16 protein-coding genes are annotated in these 20,096 nt (G+C 60.1%); 12 read left to right on the top strand and 4 right to left on the bottom strand.

Annotation, left to right across the window (positions count from 1 at the left end; all coding sequences use genetic code 11):
- Nucleotides 1-25 precede the first annotated feature (25 nt).
- The 3 genes from AB5Y67_RS01960 (at nt 26) to AB5Y67_RS01970 (ending at nt 4,660) form a co-directional block, all read left to right on the top strand.
- Nucleotides 26-1,927 (top strand): DEAD/DEAH box helicase, encoded by a 1,902-nt coding sequence (locus AB5Y67_RS01960; protein WP_005337260.1) that lies wholly within the window; start codon nt 26-28, stop codon nt 1,925-1,927.
- 332 nt (nt 1,928-2,259) lie between these two features.
- Complete coding sequence (locus tag AB5Y67_RS01965) at nt 2,260-2,742, top strand: molybdopterin-binding oxidoreductase (protein WP_150388909.1); 483 nt, start codon at nt 2,260-2,262, stop codon at nt 2,740-2,742.
- Nucleotide 2,743: 1 nt separating this feature from the next.
- Nucleotides 2,744-4,660, top strand: a complete 1,917-nt coding sequence (locus tag AB5Y67_RS01970; RefSeq protein ID WP_150388910.1) for a bifunctional diguanylate cyclase/phosphodiesterase — start codon at nt 2,744-2,746, stop codon at nt 4,658-4,660.
- Nucleotides 4,661-4,794: 134 nt separating this feature from the next.
- Here the strand turns inward: AB5Y67_RS01970 and AB5Y67_RS01975 are convergent, their stop codons facing one another.
- From AB5Y67_RS01975 to AB5Y67_RS01985, 3 genes are all read right to left on the bottom strand, one after another.
- On the bottom strand, nt 4,795-6,117 hold the full coding sequence (locus tag AB5Y67_RS01975; RefSeq protein WP_005361308.1) for a Na+/H+ antiporter family protein: 1,323 nt from the start codon (nt 6,115-6,117) through the stop codon (nt 4,795-4,797).
- A 272-nt stretch (nt 6,118-6,389) separates the two neighbouring features.
- Nucleotides 6,390-7,067: a ribonuclease T gene (rnt, locus tag AB5Y67_RS01980; protein ID WP_005333780.1), complete on the bottom strand. Its 678-nt coding sequence runs from the start codon at nt 7,065-7,067 to the stop codon at nt 6,390-6,392.
- Nucleotides 7,068-7,166: 99 nt separating this feature from the next.
- Nucleotides 7,167-7,910: a phosphatase PAP2 family protein gene (locus AB5Y67_RS01985; RefSeq protein ID WP_150388911.1), complete on the bottom strand. Its 744-nt coding sequence runs from the start codon at nt 7,908-7,910 to the stop codon at nt 7,167-7,169.
- A 248-nt stretch (nt 7,911-8,158) separates the two neighbouring features.
- Between AB5Y67_RS01985 and AB5Y67_RS01990 the strand changes: the two genes are divergently transcribed.
- From AB5Y67_RS01990 to AB5Y67_RS02030, 9 genes are all read left to right on the top strand, one after another.
- On the top strand, nt 8,159-9,280 hold the full coding sequence (locus tag AB5Y67_RS01990) for a 4-phosphoerythronate dehydrogenase (RefSeq protein ID WP_150388912.1): 1,122 nt from the start codon (nt 8,159-8,161) through the stop codon (nt 9,278-9,280).
- 193 nt (nt 9,281-9,473) lie between these two features.
- On the top strand, nt 9,474-10,490 hold the full coding sequence (locus AB5Y67_RS01995; RefSeq protein WP_040066449.1) for an aspartate-semialdehyde dehydrogenase: 1,017 nt from the start codon (nt 9,474-9,476) through the stop codon (nt 10,488-10,490).
- 271 nt (nt 10,491-10,761) lie between these two features.
- Nucleotides 10,762-12,966, top strand: coding sequence for a FimV/HubP family polar landmark protein (locus AB5Y67_RS02000; RefSeq protein WP_150388913.1), 2,205 nt, complete (start codon nt 10,762-10,764; stop codon nt 12,964-12,966).
- A 200-nt stretch (nt 12,967-13,166) separates the two neighbouring features.
- Nucleotides 13,167-13,976, top strand: a complete 810-nt coding sequence (gene truA / locus AB5Y67_RS02005; RefSeq protein WP_040066446.1) for a tRNA pseudouridine(38-40) synthase TruA — start codon at nt 13,167-13,169, stop codon at nt 13,974-13,976.
- A 119-nt stretch (nt 13,977-14,095) separates the two neighbouring features.
- Nucleotides 14,096-14,959 carry an acetyl-CoA carboxylase, carboxyltransferase subunit beta gene (gene accD / locus AB5Y67_RS02010; protein ID WP_005333765.1) on the top strand — a complete coding sequence of 288 codons (864 nt, stop codon included), beginning with the start codon at nt 14,096-14,098 and terminating at the stop codon, nt 14,957-14,959.
- A gap of 2 nt (nt 14,960-14,961) precedes the next feature.
- Nucleotides 14,962-16,221 (top strand): bifunctional tetrahydrofolate synthase/dihydrofolate synthase, encoded by a 1,260-nt coding sequence (gene folC / locus AB5Y67_RS02015; RefSeq protein WP_199428375.1) that lies wholly within the window; start codon nt 14,962-14,964, stop codon nt 16,219-16,221.
- Between the two features lie 74 nt (nt 16,222-16,295).
- Complete coding sequence (gene dedD, locus AB5Y67_RS02020) at nt 16,296-17,090, top strand: cell division protein DedD (protein ID WP_199428374.1); 795 nt, start codon at nt 16,296-16,298, stop codon at nt 17,088-17,090.
- Between the two features lie 162 nt (nt 17,091-17,252).
- Nucleotides 17,253-17,570 carry a heavy metal-binding domain-containing protein gene (locus AB5Y67_RS02025; RefSeq protein ID WP_005333757.1) on the top strand — a complete coding sequence of 106 codons (318 nt, stop codon included), beginning with the start codon at nt 17,253-17,255 and terminating at the stop codon, nt 17,568-17,570.
- Between the two features lie 252 nt (nt 17,571-17,822).
- Nucleotides 17,823-18,425, top strand: a complete 603-nt coding sequence (locus AB5Y67_RS02030; RefSeq protein ID WP_199428373.1) for a hypothetical protein — start codon at nt 17,823-17,825, stop codon at nt 18,423-18,425.
- A gap of 99 nt (nt 18,426-18,524) precedes the next feature.
- Here the strand turns inward: AB5Y67_RS02030 and cysG are convergent, their stop codons facing one another.
- Nucleotides 18,525-19,916, bottom strand: coding sequence for a siroheme synthase CysG (gene cysG, locus AB5Y67_RS02035; RefSeq protein ID WP_270819042.1), 1,392 nt, complete (start codon nt 19,914-19,916; stop codon nt 18,525-18,527).
- Between the last annotated feature and the right edge of the window lie 180 nt (nt 19,917-20,096).

The following is a 20,096-nucleotide window of genomic DNA, read 5'->3' on the forward strand; positions in this document are numbered from 1 at the left end:
CGCCTGCCTTAATCTGGAAGAATCTATGTCTGATACCGAACAACTGCCCCTTTTTAGTGAGCTTGGACTGGCCGCGCCTGTATTGAAAGCGCTGCAGGACGTGGGCTATGAGCGCCCGTCACCAATCCAGGCCGCAGCAATTCCCCACCTGATGGCGGGACACGATCTGCTGGGGCAGGCGCAAACCGGTACAGGGAAGACCGCTGCTTTTGCCTTGCCTCTGTTGTCTCGTCTGGAAGCTGGTAACCGCAACACCCAGATCCTGGTGCTGGCGCCTACCCGCGAACTGGCGCTGCAAGTGGCTGAAGCGTGCCAACGCTACGCCCACCACATGCCCGATTTCCACGTACTGCCCATCTACGGCGGTGCCTCCTACGAAACCCAGACCCGCGCTCTGCGTCGCGGTGCCCAGGTTGTCGTTGGTACTCCGGGCCGCGTGATGGACCTGATCCGTCGCAAGAACCTGGACCTCTCCGGCCTGAAAGCTCTGGTACTGGACGAAGCTGATGAAATGCTGCGTATGGGCTTCATCGACGACGTTGACTGGATCATGGAGCAGTGCCCGAGCACTCGTCAGGTTGCCCTGTTCTCTGCCACCATGCCGGAGCAGATCCGTCGCGTGGCCCAGAAGCACCTGAAGCAGCCCAAAGAGATCAAGATCGCCTCCAAGACTGCTACCGCGACCACTATTCGCCAGCGCTACTGGCAAGTGACCGGTCTGCACAAGCTGGACGCCATGACCCGTCTGCTGGAAGTGGAATCCTACGAAGCCCTGCTGGTATTCGTACGTACCAAGAACGCTGCCGAAGAGCTGGCTGGCAAGCTGGCCGCCCGTGGTCACGCCTGTGAAGCGCTGCACGGCGACATCCCGCAGAAACTGCGTGAGCGTACCGTCGACAAGCTGCGTCAGGGCCAGCTGGACATCCTGATCGCCACCGACGTTGTCGCCCGTGGTCTGGACGTTGAGCGTATCACTCACGTAGTGAACTACGACATTCCGTACGACACCGAATCTTACGTTCACCGTATCGGTCGTACCGGTCGTGCCGGTCGTAAAGGCGAAGCCATCCTGTTCGTTGCTCCGCGCGAGCGTCGCATGCTGCGCGCCATCGAGCACGCAACCCGTCAGGCTATCGAGCCGATGAAGATGCCGAGCACCGAGGACATCAACCAGCATCGTCTGGCCAAGTTCAAGGAGCGCATCCGCGAAACCATGATGGGTGAAGAGCTCGAGATCTACCACAACCTGGTAAACGAGCTGATCGAAGAAGATTCTGCCGATCCGCTGGAGCTGGCTGCCGCACTGGCCAAGCTGGTACAGGGTGACCAACCACTGCTGCTGGATGACTCCATTCCGGACCCGCTGCTGAACGCTGGCAACGATCGTGGTGGCTTCGAGCGCCGTGACTTCAACGACCGTGGTGGTCGTGACTTCGGTGACCGTGGCGATCGTCCTGCCCGTCGCATGCCGTCCCTCGAACCGCGTCCGCTGAAAGACAACCCGGATGTGGAGATGGAGCGCTATCGCGTAGACGTGGGTGCCCATCACGGCGTCAAGCCGGGCCAGATCGTGGGCGCCATCGCCAACGAAGCGAACATCGAGAGCCGCTTCATCGGCAACATCGACATCGCTGATGACTTCTCCACCGTCGATCTGCCGAAAGGCATGACCGCCGATGTACTGGAAGTGATCAAGAAAGCCCGTGTTTGCCAGCGTCCGCTGCAAATCACCCGCTACACCGAAGTGCCAGCCGGTGGCAACACCAGCAGCCGTCCGCCCCGTGGTGATCGTCCGTTCCGTGGCGACCGTCCTTTCAACAAGGATCGCCGTCCCCAGGGGGACCGTCCGTTCAACAAGAGCGGGGAGCGCCGTGAAGGTGGCTTCAACAAAGATCGCAAATTCGGTGGCAAGCGTCGCGAAAGCTGATTGCTGATCCCGTTATGAAGAAGGCCGCTCATTGAGCGGCCTTTTTTGTATCTGCGATAGGGACTGCACCGTCAGTTTGCCTGTGTGGGGGTCATATTTCTGTTTCATAAGCCAGGTCGAGAGCCAAAGGGACATGAATATTTTCCGATGCAGTTGTGACATTCGGAGCCAGGATGCCATGCTTTTGGTGGCATTCGGGTACAGCCTGATGCTGGTTGCCTGATGTGGTGAGCTGGTTGCAGCAACATTGTTTTGCATTGTGACTCTGCCGTTGCCATGTAGCTGGGCAGAGTGAAACCAATAAAACAAACAGTACGATACGGAGGTCTATCATGGGTGGATGGCTTGGCAGTATGTTGCTGTTATCCGGCTGTCTTGTTTCTGGCATGGTGTTGGCTGATGATCCCTTCCTCAAGATCAAGGGGGATGGCTGTTGCAATGGTAAAGGGGAGGTCGTGTTGACCCGGGCCGAGTTTGAGGCCTTACCTCAGACAGAGGTCAAGACCCAGACCCCCTGGACCGAGGGGGATCACACCTATCGTGGCGTGCTGCTGCGAGATCTGGTCAAGATGTATGGTCTCAAGAGTGGGGAGGTCAAGGCGGTCGCCATCAATGACTACTGGGCGGCTGTGCCGCTGGAAGATGGAGATAAATATGCGGTATTGCTGGCCGAGAAGCAGGATGGCAAGGTGTTGACCCTGCGCAACAAAGGGCCGCTCTGGATCATCTATCCCCTCTCTGAACACCCGGAGCTGAACAAGGAGCTCTATCACAGCCGGATGGTGTGGCAACTGACGGCGATTGAGAGCAAATAAGATGCTGCGCGGCAAGTTTCTGAGCTTGATCCTGATGGTGACTGCCTTTTTGGGGGTCGCCATCTGGTCGGTCTGGAACTATGACCGTGCTTTTAATGCTGTGACCCGCTATACCCAACTCTCCGCCTGGGCGTTGGCGCAGCTGGAGCTGGAAATCCGTGGCTTTGATGAGGCGCTCTCTCTCTATCGCACCGGTTCGACCAGTCAAAATGAGATGAACAAGCGTTTTGATATTGCCTGGAACCGTCTCGATGTCTTCCTGCACGGTGAAGAGGCAAAGCAGGTTCGAGCTCGCTTTGGTGCTGAACAAGCGGTAGGGAAGATCATGGCCCTGTTCGAGAAGTATGAGCAGGCCGTGGTCAGTGGAGAGCGAGATTCGAAAGAACTTGCTCGTTTCGCCGAGGAGTTGGCTCGGGATCTGGCTGCCATCCGCGATGTGATGGTGAAAAATTTCACCGGTCCATCCGCTATTGCCCAGCGGGAGGTACTCAACTCGTCGCGTATCCAGAACTTCTTCATTCTGGCTTTCTTGATGTTGGCGACCGTGGTGATGCTGCTGATGCTGTTTCGCGAAGTGCGCCACCAGCACTTTCTTGCGTGGAATGATGCGCTAACCCGCTTGCCAAACCGGGCCTCCTTGATCAAACACCTCAAGCAGCTGACGGGACATAAAGGGGGGCGCAGCAGCGTGACCGTCTGTCTGGTGGATCTTGGCCATTTCAGGGAGGTAAATGACAGCCTGGGCTACGAGGTGGGGGATGCATTGCTGACGCAACTGGCCGAGCGGATCCGCGCGGTATCGGTTGACGGTCTCTTTGCCGCCCGAACCGGTAGCGATGAGTTTGCCATCATTATTTCCGGCGTTATGCCCACCTATTTGCGCTTTCCATTTCTGGAGCAGCTGCGTAACGAACTTGCCGGGCTTGCCTTGGCGACTGATCCCGCCCACCGGGTGCGGGTCTTTATGGGGGTCAGCCAGTACGTGCGACCGGTACACACGCCGGAGGAGATGCTGCTGTTTGCCGATATCGCCCTCGACAGTGCCAAGCGCAAGCGGCTGAATCGTTACGTGGTTTTCTCCAGCAGCATGTATCAGCACTATCTGCGCAACCGCCGTTTGTCGACCGAGTTGCGCGAGCTGATCCAGCACCACAGCAATTTGCAGTTGAGCCTCTACTATCAGCCCATTGTCCGTGGTCAAGGTAGGGTGCGACTGGGGGCTGAGGTACTGATCCGCTGGAATCACCCGGAGTACGGGTTTATTCCGCCCCTCGATATCATCTCGCTGGCGGAAGATAACGGGCTGGGGGAGGCGCTCGGGTTATGGATCTTCCGGCGCTTGCAACATGATCTCGCCATTTTCCCGAGCGACTTGATTGAACCGCTGGAGATCTCGGTCAACCTCTCGAGTTCCATGTTCACTATAGGGTTGGCAGCCCAGCTGGATGAGAACATGAGGGAGGGGCCGCTAAGCCTGCAACAGCTGATCGTAGAGCTGACCGAAACGATTGCTCTGGATGATATCGAGCTGAGCAAGCAGATCATCGATACCCTGCGTCATATCGGAGTGCGGGTGGCCCTTGATGATTTCGGTACCGGCTGGTCATCGTTCTCCTACTTGCGGGAACTCTATTTCGACAAGCTCAAGATTGACCGCTCATTTATCACTGCCATCGACAACGATACCCGTCAGGCCCTGTTCGTCGAGGCGATCACCAGCCTCTCTCATCAACTCGGTGTGCGGGTGGTGGCGGAAGGGGTGGAGAACAACGATGAGCTGAAGGCGGTGCTGAGCATCGGCGTTGATGAAATTCAGGGCTATTTCTACTCGAGGCCCTTGCCGTTGCAGGACTTTTTGCTGTTCTGCCATCGCTACTTTATCAATCGGAGCATCATGCAGGAGGTTGCGCTGGGTTAGCGAGCGGTACCTTTTCACCGTCACCACAAGCTAACGTGCTGTTGTTTATCTAGTCGAATACAACAAGAAGGCGACCATCTGGTCGCCTTCTTGTTGTGCATTGTGACGTGCAGAGTTCGCAGCCCGAGGGGCTATCAGAGCACCATGGCGGCAATCCAGCCGAAGATCACCAGCGGGATGTTGTAGTGAATAAAGGTGGGCACCACGCTGTCCCAGATATGGTCGTGCTGACCATCTGCGTTGAGGCCGGAGGTGGGCCCCAGAGTCGAGTCGGAGGCTGGTGAACCCGCATCCCCCAGCGCGCCAGCGGTACCAACCAGTGCGATGATCGCCATTGGTGAGAAGCCAAGCTGCAGACAGAGCGGCACATAGATGGTGGCGATGATGGGCACGGTGGAGAAGGAAGAACCGATCCCCATGGTGATGAGCAGACCCACCAGCAGCATCAGGAAGGCGGCGATCCCCTTGTGCTGACCAATGCCGGAGGCGACCACCTGAACCAGAGAGTCGACCCCGTGAGTTGCCTTCATCACGGCGGCAAAACCGGCGGCAGAGATCATGATGAAGCCGATCAGCGACATCATACGCACCCCCTGAGTGAAGGCATCCTGGCTTTCGCGAAACTTGATGACGCCGCCGCAGGTGAAGATGACAAAACCGGCCAGTGCACCCAGTACGATGCTGTTGGTCATCAGTTGCAGCCCCAGCGCTACGCCAATGGCCAGCAGGGCCACCCAGATGTGGGTGAGGTTGAGTTCGACCGCTTCGGGCTCGGCGTCCAGGATCTTGGCCAGATCGTATTGGCGCGGTTTGCGATAGCTGATGAACACCGCGATCAGCAGGCCCAAAACCATACCGGCGACCGGAATGGCCATCGCCAGCGGGATCTGGCTGGTGGTGATGGGCACGCCGTTATCGATCAGGTTCTTGGCCAGAATGTTATTCAGGAAGATGCCACCAAAGCCGACCGGCAGCACCATGTAGGTGGCTGTCAGGCCAAAGGTGATGACACAGGCCACCTGACGACGGTCGATCTGCATCTGCGCCATCACATGCAGCAGCGGCGGGATCAGGATGGGAATAAAGGCGATGTGAACCGGGATCAGGTTCTGGGAGGAGATCGCCACGGCCAGCACGGAAGAGAGCAGCAGGGTTTTGACCCACATGATACGGGTCGAGCTGGCATCCTTGCCCAACTGGTTGATCACCTTGCGGGCCAGCAGGTCGGTGATCCCGGAGCGGGAGATGGCAACCGCAAAGGCGCCCAGCATGGCGTAGGAGAGAGCAATCTCGGCGCCACCGCCCAGGCCACCGCTGAAGGTGGTGAGGGTATCGGTCAACGACAGCCCACCGACCAGGCCGCCAGCAATGGCCCCCAGCGCCAGCGAGACCACCACATTGATCCGCAGCAGACTGAGCACCAGCATCAGCCCGACTGCGATAACAACTGGATTCATTTGATTTCCTTATAGTTTGTTATTGCTGTCTGTCATGTGAAGGGGAGTTAGTTTGCGAAAAATGTGACAAATGTCGAGTAAAAAATCAGTCAAACCCCTCATATCACAGCAGCATGTGGCACAAGGTTGCTCAACATGAGGGTTTGTGACCTGTTTGTCTCCGTGCATCCCGTGCGCAGCGGTGGATAGTGACGTTGATAGCGATTTCCGGTGCGCCGTGCAATCAATCACTTCCCTAAAAAGCGAAGGCTGCCAGTGGCAGCCTTGTCCGTTTATTCTTGTCCCTCATCGTCGGCAGGGGCATCGGTTGTGTCATCATCCGGATGTGCTGGCGGCCAGCCCCCCATGCTCTTCCAGCGGTTGACGATATGACAGAACAGCTCTGTGGTGCGTTCGGTGTCATAGAGGGCAGAGTGCGCCTCTTTATTGTCAAACGGAATGCGGGCGCTCTGGCACGCTTTGGCCAGCACGGTCTGACCCAGCGCCAATCCGGAGAGGGCTGCGGTGTCGAAGGTGGCAAACGGGTGGAACGGATTGCGCTTGAGGCCTGCGCGCTCGGCGGCAGCCATCACGAAGCCGTGATCAAAGGTGGCGTTGTGGGCCACTATGATGGCGCGGCCGCAATCCTGCTCCTTCATCCCCTTGCGGATCCCCTTGAAGATCTCGGTCAGCGCCTCTTTTTCCGAGACAGCGCCACGCAACGGGTTGTAGGGGTCGATGCCGGTGAACTCCAGCGCAGCCTTTTCCAGGTTGGCCCCTTCGAAGGGCTCGACATGAAAGTGGAATACCTGATCGGGAACGAGCCAGCCCTGCTCATCCATTTTCAGGGTGTAAGCCGCGATTTCGAGCAGGGCATCGGTCTTGGCGTTGAACCCGGCTGTTTCAACATCGATGACGACGGGGTAAAAACCACGGAAACGGCCCTTGAGGGTATGAACTGCGTCGGTCATGGGATCTCGGTCGGGATAAAATGAGGCGGCATTATGGCAAAAAAGCACAGGCTTGTCCTCCCATCCCACGCAGGATACCGCGGCAAGGTGGCGCTCGATTTAATATCTGTGCAGCCACCAGCGGGCGGCAATCAGCGCCGTGAGCGTGCCCAACAGGGCGCTGGCCAGCACATCCACCGGCCAATGCATTCCCATTACCATGCGCGACAGACCAACCCCCAGCGCCCACAACGGCAGCAGCCAGACGCCTGTGGGGGCGCGGGCAAGCCAGATAAGGCCAAAGAACTGGGCCAGGCTGATGGCGGCGATGCTGTGGCCGGAGGGGAAGGCGTAGTTCACCTCGGCCTGCCAGTGGTGGCCGAGCCACTCTGGCAGGGCCAGCAACTGGCTGGCGGCGTGAACCTGTTCAGTGCGCACATCGATGCTACTGGCGTAGAAGTGCTTGATGGCCGGGATCAGCGCCTGACTCTCAAGCCAGAGCAGATAGGGTCTGGGCTCTTCTGTCAGGTGTTTGATCAGGCTCTTGAGCACCCAGTCGCTGGCGAGCAAGGTTGCCAGCACACACCCCAGCGCAATGAAGGGAGCCAGCTCCAGTTTGAGTTTGTAGCGGGTCAGCAACAGCAAGAGGGCGCCACTGACCCCGATCCCGGGAAGATCGACCATGCGGGTGAGGGCGTATGACCACCATAACCAACCTGATTGCAGGGAGCCGGTCAGAAAAGGCTGCCAGGGCAGGGTGGCGAGCAGCAGCAGGGGCAGGATCAACAGGGCAGTGAAGCCAAGCACCTGGCTGCGGGTGAGTGAGGCGGTTGACGTTGGGAGCGACGAAGCGTGTGGCGGCATGGTGGGTATGGGCGATCGCGAAAAAAGAGGGGCATTGTGCCACCGTGACATGCCCGGACAAAGCCGAGCAGCACGTTTGTTACCTCTGCTTACACATTTGTGGCGACATCCTCTGTTTTAGCGGGTTGATGGAGAGGCTGCCGCGCAATGTGGTCCCCTTTCGCGCCGGATTGCATCACAGGCTGAAATCTCGGGCGGCTTTGCGCTAGAATGGCGCCCCCGTGGCGGTTGTGACCAAAGAGAGCCCGATGAAGATAGTCGTTGATGAGAATATGCCCCATGCCGTGGAGCTGTTTGCCGAATTTGGCGAGGTGATCCCCTTGCCTGGGCGGCAGATGCAGGCACACGATCTGCTGGATGCCGATGTGCTGCTGGTGCGTTCGGTCACCCGCGTCAACGGCGATTTGCTGGCGACCAGCCCCAAACTCGGGTTTGTCGGCACCGCCACCATAGGCACAGACCATGTGGACAAGGCCCTGCTGGCAAGCCGCAATATTCCCTTCTTCAGCGCCCCCGGTTGCAACAAGTATTCGGTGGGGGATTATGTGCTCTCCGCCCTGCTGGTGCTGGCGGAGCGTTATGAACTCGACCTCTCGGCCATGACTTTGGCGGTGATTGGCGCGGGCAATACCGGCGAGTGTGTGGCTGGCAAGGCCCAAGCGCTCGGCATGCGGGTACTGCGCAGCGATCCACCCAAGGCGCGTAATACCCCCGATGCGGGCTTTGTCGATTATCAGACCGCTCTTGGTGCCGATATCGTCAGCTTCCATGTGCCCATTACCCGTGAAGGGCAGGATGCCACCTACCATCTGCTCGATGCCGAACAGATTGCCGCGCGCCCTGCCGGGCAGATCCTGATCAATGCTTCCCGGGGCGAGGTGTGGGATAACCGGGCCCTGCTGGCGCGCCAGTTGGGCGATGCGCCTTTGCGACTGGTGATGGATGTGTGGGAGAACGAGCCCGAGCCACTGGCTGCGCTGGTGCCCCATACCGAGATTGCCACCCCCCATATCGCTGGTTACAGCCTGGAGGGGAAGGCGCGCGGTACCTGGATGCTCTACCAGGCGCTGTGCCAGCAGCTGGGACGCCAGCCTCGTCAGGATTTGAGTGGGCTGTTGCCCGCCCCCGATGTGCAGGCAGTGGTGCCGGGCCGCGCGCCGGATCAGGCGCTGATCAAGCAGCTGGTTCATCTGGTCTATGATGTGCGCCGCGATGATGCCCGTTTCCGGGCCCGACTCGGCTTGCCCGGCAGCTTTGACGAGCAGCGCAAACACTATCCCGAGCGCCGTGAACTATCCTCCCTGCAGGTTGAGGGGGCGTTTGCCGACCAGGCGCTGGGCGAGCTGGGATTTGCGCTGTCACGCCCCTGAATCGGGGACTAGGAGTTGGAAGATAACTGGAAGAGGTGAGCCGTACTGGCTACCTCGACCCCCTTTTTTACTGAGCTGGCGCAGATACTACTGCGCTGGCTCAGCCATATCAGGCAGCGTCATCTCGCCGTGCGGGAGCCTGCCGACCATGGCGCCACCCGGCGCCATTGCAGCATTATCAGAGGAGAACAGAATGAGCCAGCAGTTTAACGTAGCGGTATTGGGTGCCAGCGGCGCCGTGGGTCAGGCGATGATCGAGATCCTGGAAGAGCGCGAATTTCCGGTAGCGACCCTCTATCCGCTGGCTTCCAGCCGCAGCGCCGGTGATACCGTGCGCTTTGGCGGCAAAAACCTCGAGATCCTCGATGTGGAGGAGTTTGACTGGAGCCAGGTACAGATCGCACTCTTCTCCGCCGGTGCAGAGGTCTCTGCCAAGTGGGCGCCGATTGCTGCCGAACACGGCTGCATCGTCATCGACAACACCTCCTGCTTCCGTTACGACGAAGATATCCCGCTGGTGATCCCGGAAGTGAACCCGGATGCGCTGGCCGATTTTCGCAATCGCAACATCATCGCCAACCCCAATTGTTCCACCATCCAGATGCTGGTGGCTTTGAAGCCGCTGCACGACGAAGTGGGCATTGCCCGCATCAACGTGGCCACCTATCAATCCGTATCAGGCTCCGGCAAAGAGGGGGTCAGCGAGCTGGCAGGTCAGACAGCTCATCTGCTCAACGGTCGTCCGGTGGAACCGACCCTCTATCCGCAACAGATCGCCTTTAACCTGATCCCGCAGATCGACAGCTTCACCGACAACGGCTACACCCGTGAAGAGATGAAGATGGTATGGGAAACCCAGAAGATCCTGGGGGATGCCAGCATTGCCGTGAACCCCACCTGCGTGCGGGTGCCGGTCTTCTACGGCCACGCCGAGGCGGTACACGTCGAACTGCACCAGCCGCTCGATGCCGAACAGGTCAAGGATCTGCTGCGCAGTGCGCCGGGTGTGACCCTGTTTGATGACGAAGGGGACTATCCGACCCCGGTGCGTGACGCAACCGGCAAGGATGAGGTGCTGGTGGGTCGGGTACGCCAGGATATTTCTCACCCGAGTGGTATCAATATGTGGATCGTGGCCGATAACGTTCGTAAGGGCGCGGCAACCAACAGTGTACAGATTGCCGAGCTGCTGGTTCGCGACTATCTGTAAGGCTGGTCAGATGCCACAGATGCGCAGCAGGGAGTGCTGCGCATCCGGCCTGTGATCAAACCAGGGTGTGACCCATGCCGCACTCCGTCACTTCAAGATTCTGTTGCGATATCAACTGATTAAGTTTTTTCCTACACTCAGGGTCAAGTTGGGTGCTAAATGTGTCGGACTGCTGGCTTGCCAGGCGAGCCTGATTTATATTGAACCGACTGTTTTGGGGTAACTATCCAGATTTTTCAATGTGATAGGGCCGTCATACGAAGGAACGAATATGGGACATTCCCGCATAACATTGGCAACGCTACTCGCATTGGGTCTGCTGGGCACCGTCCAGGCTGAAGACTCGGCGCGGGAGCCTTTTTTTGTCGAGCTAAAAGGCCCTGACGAACCCGCACCTCCCGCCGTCAATTCCCAGCCACTGGCGCAGCCGGTCGCCAGACCCGTCGCACAACCGGTGCGTACAACCGCCCAGCCGGTGGTGCGTCAGGTCACTGCCAATGCCGGTAGCTATGGCCCTGTTCGTCCGACCGATACCCTCTGGAGCCTGGCGAGCAAATATCGCCCCTCCAATCGGGTCAGCGTCTACCAGACCATGGTGGCGATTTACGAGAAAAACCCCCGCAGTTTTGCCGATGGCAATATCAACCACATTCTGGTGGGATCCCGCATTCTGCTGCCGACCGCGGCCGAGGCGAGCGTCATCACTGATGCTCAGGCCCGCGCCAAGTTCCGTAGCGACAACGCCAGCTGGAAGGGGTTAAGCCCCAAATATCTGGCTGACAAGCAGGCCCATACAGCCAAGCCGGCTGCCGCCAAGCCCGCGAAGGTGGAAGCCGCCAAGACCGAGCCGGTGAAGGCTGCGCCTGCGCCGCTGCCAGTGGCGAAAGCCGCCCCCATTCCCGCCCCGGTGGTGGCACCGCAACCGGCTGCTGAAACCAAAGAAGTGGCCAAGGTGAGCGAGCCTGCGCCGAAAGAGGCGGTAGCACCTGCTCCGAGCGCAGCAGAAGGCACCACCCCGGCGCCTCTGCCTTCCGATCTGGATAAACCGGTGGGCAAACCGGCCACCGAGATGGCGCTGGCACTGGAAGATGCCAATGCCCAGCTCGGCCAGGTGACCGAGATGAACCACAGGCTCAAGCTGCGTCTGCAATCCCTGACCGAAGAGGTGGAGACCCTCAAGGCCCAGCTGCAGGATCAGACGGCGCTGCAAAAAGAGATTGCCGAGCTCAAGGCTCAACCGGTCCCGCCGGTGGCAGCCGAGCCTGAGCCTGAGAAAAACTGGTTGATGGATCTGCTCTCCTCACCGCTCAACCTCGCCATGATCATTCTGCTGCCTGTGCTGCTGGTCTTGGCGCTGGTGACCCTGTGGCTGCGTGCCCGGGCCCGCCGCGAACTGGAAGAGCAGGAGAAGAGCCTCTCCGAATCCACCGCCATGATGATGGATCAGGAGCAGAGCGAGTTTGATGATCTGCTGAGCGTCGATGTGACCGACAACGAGCCGGTGCGCCCGGTGCCGGATCTCAACACCCCCGATGGCTTTATGCCGATGGAGCCTGACGAGCCGGCCGCCAAGCCGGATGTCGATCTGGTGTTCAGCGACGAGGGCGAGATGGAGCTGCAGGGCTTTGAGCCCGAGCGGATGGCGGCCCAGCCAGCCAGTCGTGACCCGGACCTTGTGCCGGATCTCGATCTCTCGCTGGATGAGCCTATCGCGCTGGCCAACGAGCCCGCCATGGATCTGGCCAGCGAGTTCAACCCCAAGCCCAAGGCCGCTGACGAGATCATGAGCGAAGAGGAGCTGCAGGCAGCCCTGTTTGCCGAGCTGGATGCGGATCTCTCCGCCGACCTCGAGCCCGATTTGAGCTCCATCGACGAAGTCGGTGCCGCTGACGACGATCTGGCGAGCTTCGATCTCGGCGATTTCGACAGTGCCCTCGACGAGCCCGCCACAGGGAAAGATGACAACGCCATTGATCTCAGTGCCGCAGAGGACGCCGACGAGAGTGCGGATGCCATGCTGGCCGAGCTCGGTCTTGAGCCTGTCAAGGCGAAGGAAGCGGAGCTGGATCTGGAGTGGGATCCCAACGAGCTGGCGCTCTCCGATTTCGAAGATGCGTTCGCCGAGGTGGAATCACATCCGGCAGATCTCCAGCCCCGTGAGCAGGCACAGGAGAGTGGCTACGTCGAGATCGACAAGCTGCTGGCCGAAGCGGATGCCACCGCGCCGGAGCAGGAGCCGTATCAGGGCTTCTCGCTGGATGTGGGGCTCGATGGCTTCCCCGAGGTGCTGCCGGAATCCACCGGATTTGACGTGGATGCCGACGACGGCGGTGTGGGGGCCAAGCTGGATCTGGCCCGTGCCTACCTCGAGATTGATGACAAGGATAGCGCCCGCGAGCTGCTGCAAGAGGCTGCGGAGCAGGGCAGCGATCACCAGCGCGCCGAAGCCGAGAAGTTGCTCAAGCGGTTGGGCTAAAGCATTTCCCATCACGGGATCAGCAAAACGGGGGCAGCCAGCAGGCTGCCCTCTTCTTTTGGCGAGTTGCAACGGTGCGAGTATGGCCGCGCAGGCTCTCAATCTGGGCCAATTGCGTGCGTGGTGGGACTTTTCAGGCTGAGCGCGTATAATCCGCCCCGTTTCTTTCACTGCGTTTTCACAACAAGACAAGTTTATCCATGCGAATTGCCCTAGGTATTGAATATGACGGCAGCCGGTATTTCGGCTGGCAGCGTCAGCGTGAAGTGATCAGCGTGCAGGCTGAACTGGAGACGGCGCTGAGCCGGATTGCCAACCACCCTGTCTCCATCCAGTGTGCCGGACGCACCGATGCCGGTGTCCATGCGACCGGTCAGGTGATCCACTTCGATACCGAGGCGAACCGTGCCGAAGGGGCCTGGACCCTGGGGCTCAATTCCAACCTGCCGCCGGATATCGCCGTGCGCTGGGTCAAGCAGGTGGACGAGAGCTTCCACGCCCGCTTCAGCGCCACCGCCCGTCGCTACCGCTATGTCATCTACAACCACAACTACCGGCCGGCGATCCTCGGCAGTGGCGTCAGCCACTACCACGAGACCATCGATGCGGAGTTGATGCACCAGGCGGGCCAGAGCCTACTGGGGGAGCACGACTTCAGCACCTTCCGTGCCGTCGCCTGCCAATCCAACACCCCGTGGCGCAATGTGACCCATCTGTGTGTCAGCCGCTCCGGCCCCTACATCGTGCTCGACATCAAGGCCAACGCCTTCCTGCACCATATGGTGCGCAACATCACCGGCTCCCTGCTGCTGGTGGGGCAGGGGCTCAAACCGGTGGAGTGGATTGCCGAGGTGCTGGCTGCCAAGGATCGCAATCTGGCCGGGCCGACCGCCAAGGCCGGTGGCCTCTATCTGGTCGACGTGGATTACCCAGCCGAGTTTGCTCTACCGCAGTTGCCGCTCGGCCCGCTGTGGCTGCCGGACTCGGCACCGGGTACGACCAGTTTTTAGTAACTGCGCCCGAAAAATTGTGGTTTAATGACCCGTCATTTGTTGCCATCGAGCTATTAAGTCATTGAACAATCTAGGCTCGATGCGTTTTGTCAGGCACAAAAGCATTAAGGAATTCCATGAGCTGGCTTGAGAAGATTCTTCCCAAGAGCAAGATCACTGCGCCCCGTCGTCACAACATTCCGGAAGGGGTGTGGACCAAGTGCAGTGCTTGTGAACAGGTGCTCTACCGGGCAGAGTTGGAGCGCAACCTCGAAGTGTGCCCCAAGTGTGATCATCATATGCGCATCAGCGCCCGCGCCCGTCTCGAGAGCTTCCTCGATGAGCAGGGTCGTACCGAGATCGGTGCCGAGCTGGAGCCGCAGGATGTACTGAAATTCAAGGATTCCAAGCGCTACAAGGATCGTTTGTCTGCCGCTCAGAAAGAGACGGCGGAGAAAGATGCGCTGGTGGTGATGAAAGGGACCCTCAAAGGGGTACCGGTTGTCGCCTGTTCGTTCGAATTCTCCTTCATGGGGGGCTCCATGGCCTCCGTGGTCGGTGCCCGCTTTGTACGCGCCGTCGAGGAGTGCATCAAGGAAGGCCGTGGCCTGGTCTGCTTCTCCGCCTCTGGTGGTGCTCGCATGCAGGAAGCCCTCTTCTCCCTGATGCAGATGGCCAAGACCAGTGCTGCGCTGGACCGACTCACCAAGGCGGGCCTGCCCTATATCTCCGTGCTGACCGACCCCACCATGGGTGGCGTCTCTGCCAGTCTGGCGATGCTGGGTGACATCAACGTGGGCGAGCCCAAGGCGCTGATCGGCTTTGCCGGCCCGCGCGTTATCGAGCAGACCGTGCGCGAGAAACTGCCGGAAGGCTTCCAGCGCTCCGAGTTCCTGCTGGAAAAGGGTGCCATCGATATCATCATCGATCGCCGCGAAATGCGTAACCGTCTGGCCAGCCTGCTCGCCAAAATGCTGAATACTCACGTCATCGAAGAGTGAAGATGAGTTCAAACATGCAACAATTCCAAAGCCGGTCGCTTGTCGACTGGCTTTCTTATTTGGAGCAGATCCATCCGGTCAATATCGACATGGGGCTGGATCGGGTCGGTGCCGTTGCCCGGCGTATGGGGCTTACCCAGCTGCCGTTCAAGGTGATCACGGTGGCGGGCACCAACGGCAAGGGCTCCAGCTGTGCCATGGCGGCCAGCATTCTGATGGCCGCAGGCTATAAGGTCGGCGTCTACTCCTCGCCCCATCTGCTGCGCTTTACCGAGCGGGTGCGGGTCAACGGGCAAGAGCTGCCCGACAGCGATCACTGCGCCGCCTTTGCCGAGGTGGAAGCTGCTCGCGACGAGATTGCCCTTACCTTCTTCGAGTTCGCCACCCTGGCTGGCTTGTGGCTCTTCTGCCGCGCCGCACCGGATGTGCTGCTGCTGGAAGTGGGGCTGGGTGGTCGGCTCGACGCCACCAACGTGGTGGAGTCCGATGTGGCGATGATCACCTCCATTGCCCTCGATCACTGCGACTGGCTGGGTGATACCCGCGAAGCTGTGGCGGTGGAGAAGGCCGGGGTCTATCGCGCCGGTAAACCCGCCATCAGTGGCGAGCCCAATCCGCCTGCGACTATCGCGAGTGAAGCACTGCGTCTTGGCGCCAACCTGCGTCAGGTCGGTATCGATTTTCGTGGCGATGAGCACGAGAGCGGTTGGGATTATCACGGCCTCAACCAGTGGCGGGATCTGCCAAAACCGGGGCTGCCGCTGATGAACGCGGTGACCGTGCTGGCGGCGCTGGAATCCCTCGGCTTGCCGCTGCCGGAGTCCGCCATTCGTGACGGGCTTGCCAATGCCCGGCTGGCTGGCCGGATGCAGCAGCTGCAAAGTGCGCCGCTGGTGATCGTCGATGTGGCCCATAACCCCCATTCGGCAGCCTATCTGGCAGCGCAATTGCGCAAGATGCCCTGCTCGGGTGTACGCCGCGCCGTGGTCGGCATGCTCAAAGACAAGGACATGGCGGGATCCCTTGCCGAACTCGATGGTCTGATCGGCGAGTGGTATCTGGCCAGCCTCACCGGCCCGCGCGCCGCCACTGCTGCGCAGCTGGCTGCGGCGCTGGGGGAGGGAAAGGGGCCTGCCAGGGAGTTTGATGATGTCAGCGCCGCTTATCAGGCAGCGTTGGCCGCATCGAGTCCGGACGATATGGTCATTGTGTTTGGTTCGTTTTACACTGTCGCCGACATTCTGGCGGGTGTCGCCGTCTAGGCCACACCCCGGCTCCCCGGCCCTCGGGCGGGGAGCCAAATCGCATATTGAGTTACGTAAAGGTAGGATTCAACTTGGCCTCGAAGTTTCAAAACCGTCTGGTGGGCACCGTCATCCTGGTGGCCCTGGTTGTTATTTTCCTGCCGGACTTGCTGGATGGTCATAAGCTGGCACAAAAGGAGGAGGCCTTTGCCAAGATCCCGCTGCGCCCCGAGCTGGAGCCTGCCAAGCCTGCGCTGCAGGTCTCGGCAGCCAGCAGCCTGCCCGCCGATCATCTGGCCAGCCAGCAACAGGCCTCTGCGGCCCAACAGTGGCAAGTGGAAGAGGTGGCTGACCCTATGACCCTCGCCGGTCAGGGCAACGGTGCACAGCCGGCGACAACCCCTGCCGCATCGGTACAGCCGCAACAGAATGCCCAACCCAAGCCACAGCCCAAGCCGGAAGTGGTGGCCAAAAAACCGGTCGAACCGCCCAAGCCAGCACCCAAGCCGACGCCAGCCAAACCGGTTGAAGTGGCCAAGGCGCCCGCACCGGCCAAGCCGCAGGTGGGTCAGATCAAGTCCCTCGACGATCTGATTGAAAGCAAGATGACCCAGCCGACCACACCCGCGCCTGCTGCGGCACCGGCACAGGGTAGCTGGATCCTCCAGCTTGGCGCCTTCAAGAACGTCGACAGCGTCAACGCGCTGGTGAGCAAGCTGCGGGCGGCGGGCTACTCTGCCCACACCTCGCCGCGCACACCGGTGCAGGGTCAGCTCAACCGGGTCTTTATCGGACCGGATGTCTCCAAGGCCAAACTGCAGGGGATGCAGGGGCGGATCTCCCAGATGACCGGCCTCAGTGGCTCGGTAGTCTCTTACAACCCGTAACGGTGTAATGGCCCTCTGAAACAAACACCGCGCCCCGTGCGCGGTGTTTTTTTATCTGGCCGTCGTGATTTTTAAGGTCGGCGTCGTACAGGTCACCCCCCGGTTGGGATTTTCGGGCAGTTGGGGTAGTCTGAGCCCTTCTGCTACTCACAGGAGTTCAAGATGATCCTCTCGACGACCCCCACGCTGGAAGGCAAAACCATTCGTGAATACCGCGGCATCGTGGTTGGCGAAGCCATTCTCGGCGCCAATATTTTCAAGGATCTCTTTGCCGGGATCCGTGACATCATCGGAGGCCGCTCCGGCGCCTATGAAAAAGAGCTGGCCCGTGCCCGCGAGATCGCCTTCGATGAGCTGAAAGAGCGCGCAGCGGCCCTTGGTGCCAACGCAGTGGTCGGCATCGATATCGACTACGAAGTTGTGGGGCAAAACGGCAGCATGCTGATGGTCAGCATCAGTGGCACCGCCGTGGTGGTCTGATCGGGCTTCCGCCTCTGCATGAGCAATGAGCCGATAACTGGGTTATCGGCTTTTTTATTGCCTGTCTGATACGTGGCGGCTGGCGGGGTTATCATTCAACTCATTGATTTTAAATATTTATATTTATTAATAATTCCGCTAACCGGTTTTATTTTTTTTAACTGGGTGGCCCGAGAGGGTCAAGCTAGAGTGCCGCCATCAGGAACGACACCGCTCACGGACGATGTTCTCTTCTCTTGAAGGCGTATCACTATGAATCAAAAACCTGCTCTGCTGACCCTTGTCATGTTGGCCATGACCGCCCATGCCGGCAGTGCCCTCGCGGCGCTGCCCAATTTCAGCGCCACTTGTCCCACCGACATCCGGGTCAAGTCACAAGGGGGCAACGTCTTTATCAATGGCAAGAAGGCGACCCTAAAAACACTGGCGCCCGCCGCCTATTCGGCCACAAACGGCAAGGTAGTCATCGGGATCACCTTCGACCTGCCCGCCAGCGAACCCACCCTGGATTACGTCATCAAGCATGATCGCCGGGCCCACGGCTTTTGCACCGTGCACGCCTGGTCGTCGGGCAAGGCCGCCGCACTGCCGATGGCCAAGGGGGACTCGCCCTATCAGGGCAAGTGGATCGCCAAAAACCGCGAGACCGGCGCCACGGTGGCCAATATTCAGGTGGATGGCAAGGAGCAGGTGTGGGTCAACGGAGTCAAGGTGAAGGCGAAACGGGCCGATGGCGCGCTGCAGTTTCGTAAGGGCACCATCCTCTACACCTTGCAAGGGGATCCGCGTATTCGCGATGAGAGCGACTGGAATGACAGCGATGTTCAGAACACCGGCCCCATCCGGCTCGAGTAACAGACGTGCCGTGCCACGGCTTGGTCATTGATGCAAAAACAGAGAGCGGCATGGCCGCTCTCTGTTTTGTTGTCTCTATTGGTTGATCGCCGTGCGGGGCTAGATGCCGTGGATGGCGTTGGCTTCCCCATACCAGTCCAGCTTGTCGGCCAGAGTGACCACTGTGCCGATGATGATGAGGCTCGGGCTTTTCACCTGACGGGCCAGTTCGGCTAACAGCTGTAGCTCGCCGCGCACCACCCGCTGACTGAGCTGGGTGCCTTGCTCCACCAGCGCCACCGGGGTGTGACCTGGCATGCCGTGGGTTTGCAGCGCATCCTGAATGCGGGCGGCGTGGGCCAGCCCCATGTAGAACACCAGGGTCTGGCGGGGGGCCGCCAGCGCCGACCACTCCTGGGCGATATTGCCCTCCTTGTCGTGGCCGGTGATGAACTGCACCCGCTGAGCGTGATCGCGGTGGGTGAGGGGAATGCCGCTGTAGGCGGCGCAGCCTGAGGCTGCTGTAATGCCCGGTACCACCGAGAAGGGGATGCCCGCCTCGGCCAGGGTTTCCAGCTCCTCGCCACCCCGGCCAAAGATAAAGGGATCGCCCCCCTTGAGCCGCACCACCTGTTTGCCCAGCAGCGCTTGTTCCAGCAACAGTTGGTTGATCGCCTGCTGGGGCACGCAGTGGCGGCCCGCCTCCTTGCCGACAAAGATCCGCTCGGCATCCCGGCGAACAAGCGCCAACACCTCCTGCGAGACCAGTCGGTCATAGACCACCACATCCGCCTGCTGCAACTGCTGCAAGCCATTCAGGGTGAGCAGCCCCGCATCACCGGGGCCCGCTCCCACCAGGGTGACGCTTCCCTTGCTCTGTGGTTGCTCATCGAGCAGCTCTGCGACGCTCTGTTCGGCAGCTTGCTGCTGACCGCGGGCCAGCTGGCATGCCAGTCGCTCATGGCTAAAGAGCCGCTCCCAGAAGCGACGGTGGGCCAGCTTGTCCGGAATGAGTTTGACCCGCTCGCGCAGCTTGCCCGCCAGCGCCGCGAGCTGGCCGAGGTGTTGCGGTAGCAACGCTTCGAGTTTTTCCCGCAGCTGGCGGCTCAGTACCGGCGCCGCGCCTGCGCTGGAGATGGCCACCATCAGCGGCGAGCGGTCAATGATCGCGGGCATGATGGCGCTGCAGTGGGCCGGAGAGTCCACCACATTGCAGAAGATCTGGCGCAGGTTCGCCTCATGAAAGACCTGCTGGTTGACCTCTTGCTGGTTGGTGGCGGCGATCACCAGCCACTTGCCATCGAGCAGTTCGGGATGAAAGCTGGCGGCGCAGACGGTCAGGCGACCCTGCTCGGCCCAGCTCATCAGCTGGGGTTCCAGATGCGGGGCATTGATGGTGATCTTCGCCTTGGCATCGAGCAGCAGGCGCGCCTTGCGCACCGCCACCTCACCGCCGCCGACGATCAGGACCGGCTTGTTTTGCAGCTGACAGAAGAGAGGGAGAAAGTCCATAACAGGCTCCGGATGCTGGCCCGCTCGCAATGCCGCGCCGGGCGAGATAGCAGGGCGCGCCGTGACGCACCCCGGATGGTCGGGGGAAAGATCCCCCGACGGGAATAAAAAAGGGGAAGGGTGATCTACGCCCGGGCCCACGACAGATCCCCACCGGTGTCGGCCACTTGATCACGCTTC

This window comes from Aeromonas sp. s12, from assembly GCF_040907925.1.
Taxonomy (GTDB): domain Bacteria; phylum Pseudomonadota; class Gammaproteobacteria; order Enterobacterales; family Aeromonadaceae; genus Aeromonas; species Aeromonas veronii.

Coding starts and splice junctions, on each gene's coding strand:
- AB5Y67_RS01960 (WP_005337260.1), top strand. CDS start 26: ATGTCTGATACCGAACAACTGCCCCTTTTTAGTGAGCTTGGACTGGCC.
- AB5Y67_RS01965 (WP_150388909.1), top strand. CDS start 2,260: ATGGGTGGATGGCTTGGCAGTATGTTGCTGTTATCCGGCTGTCTTGTT.
- AB5Y67_RS01970 (WP_150388910.1), top strand. CDS start 2,744: ATGCTGCGCGGCAAGTTTCTGAGCTTGATCCTGATGGTGACTGCCTTT.
- AB5Y67_RS01975 (WP_005361308.1), bottom strand. CDS start 6,117: ATGAATCCAGTTGTTATCGCAGTCGGGCTGATGCTGGTGCTCAGTCTG.
- rnt (WP_005333780.1), bottom strand. CDS start 7,067: ATGACCGACGCAGTTCATACCCTCAAGGGCCGTTTCCGTGGTTTTTAC.
- AB5Y67_RS01985 (WP_150388911.1), bottom strand. CDS start 7,910: ATGCCGCCACACGCTTCGTCGCTCCCAACGTCAACCGCCTCACTCACC.
- AB5Y67_RS01990 (WP_150388912.1), top strand. CDS start 8,159: ATGAAGATAGTCGTTGATGAGAATATGCCCCATGCCGTGGAGCTGTTT.
- AB5Y67_RS01995 (WP_040066449.1), top strand. CDS start 9,474: ATGAGCCAGCAGTTTAACGTAGCGGTATTGGGTGCCAGCGGCGCCGTG.
- AB5Y67_RS02000 (WP_150388913.1), top strand. CDS start 10,762: ATGGGACATTCCCGCATAACATTGGCAACGCTACTCGCATTGGGTCTG.
- truA (WP_040066446.1), top strand. CDS start 13,167: ATGCGAATTGCCCTAGGTATTGAATATGACGGCAGCCGGTATTTCGGC.
- accD (WP_005333765.1), top strand. CDS start 14,096: ATGAGCTGGCTTGAGAAGATTCTTCCCAAGAGCAAGATCACTGCGCCC.
- folC (WP_199428375.1), top strand. CDS start 14,962: ATGAGTTCAAACATGCAACAATTCCAAAGCCGGTCGCTTGTCGACTGG.
- AB5Y67_RS02025 (WP_005333757.1), top strand. CDS start 17,253: ATGATCCTCTCGACGACCCCCACGCTGGAAGGCAAAACCATTCGTGAA.
- AB5Y67_RS02030 (WP_199428373.1), top strand. CDS start 17,823: ATGAATCAAAAACCTGCTCTGCTGACCCTTGTCATGTTGGCCATGACC.
- cysG (WP_270819042.1), bottom strand. CDS start 19,916: ATGGACTTTCTCCCTCTCTTCTGTCAGCTGCAAAACAAGCCGGTCCTG.